The organism is Methylomonas methanica (assembly GCF_001644035.1).
In the GTDB taxonomy this organism is placed as follows: Bacteria; Pseudomonadota; Gammaproteobacteria; order Methylococcales; family Methylomonadaceae; genus Methylomonas; species Methylomonas methanica_A.
This window is the reverse complement of record NZ_LUUG01000014.1, coordinates 1-1,211: the sequence shown is the minus strand read 5'-3', so window position 1 is coordinate 1,211 and position 1,211 is coordinate 1. Positions and strand designations below refer to the sequence as shown.

Here is a 1,211-nt window from a genome sequence, read left to right as displayed (position 1 = left end):
ACCTTGTATTATCCAACCATGTTTTTCAGGAGATAATGAAATCTCGAAAAACATGCCTGAGGGGCACCTCAGGTTTGGGTAACTGGATGCCGTATCGTACCTTGGAAAACCCAGTCCGAAACGTAGACCATTGCAGCAGTGGCCCACCCTCGATCAACGATCGGACAGTATCTTCGGCCCGGATTCCGGCAGCCTGCATTCACAAGGTAGATCATTTGAGGTTTTCATGTCCCATTTTTATCTCGGTATTGATGTCGCAAAAGCTAAGTTGGACTGTGCGTTACGCCTGCCCAACGGTAAGTTTCGCGCCAAAGTGATTCCCAATTCACTTGAAGGCTTTACAGCTTTGTTGACGTGGTTGAACGCCCAAAAAGCTGAATCCGTGCAGGTCTGCATGGAAGCGACCGGTATTTATTGGGAAGACGTTGCTCAGCATCTGGCAACCAACGGCTTAACCGTCAGCGTCGTCAATCCGGCACAAATCAAAGCTTATGGCGCTTCACGGCTCACCCGCAGTAAGACCGACACGGTCGATGCTAAACTCATTGCCGATTTCTGCGCCGAACGCAAACCATCCGCTTGGCAACCTCGTTGCGAGGCGGAAGTCACGTTACGCGCACTAGTGTTGCGCCTGGACGCCCTGCAAACCATGCGCACCCAAGAAAGCAACCGTTTGCAGGTGGCTCGCGAGGCGGTGCGCGAGGACATTCAGCAGCATCTGAATTGGCTGGATACCGCTATCCAACAATTGATCGACGCCATCAATGATCACATTGATCGTCATCCCGATCTCAAGCAACAGCGCGAATTACTCGACAGCATCCCCGGCATTGGCGAGCGCACCAGCGCTATTATCCTAGCGTTCTACGCCGATACCTCGCGCTTCGCCAACAGTCGGCAGGCCGCAGCCTTTGCCGGGCTCGACCCCAGGCAATACGAGTCCGGCAGTAGCATAAAAGGAAAACCCAGACTCTCCAAAATCGGACACTCATTTTTGCGAAAAGCCATGTATATGCCTGCCATGGTGACACTTTATAAAACGGCCTGGGGAAAACAATTCAGAAACCGATTATCCAGCGCCGGTAAACCCAATAAGCTAATCATTGGTGCCATGATGCGTAAATTGATTCATGTTGCTTTCGGCGTCTTAAAATCCGCCAAACCCTTCGATTCGGCTATTCATTTGGCTTGACTTGGATAACAGTATCTAC

General features: G+C 51.2%; 1 protein-coding gene. It reads left to right on the top strand.

Annotated elements, in window-relative coordinates:
* Window positions 1-226 precede the first annotated feature (226 nt).
* Complete coding sequence (locus tag A1332_RS00810) at window positions 227-1,192, top strand: IS110 family transposase (RefSeq protein WP_064006694.1); 966 nt, start codon at window positions 227-229, stop codon at window positions 1,190-1,192.
* The last annotated feature ends 19 nt before the right edge of the window (window positions 1,193-1,211 follow it).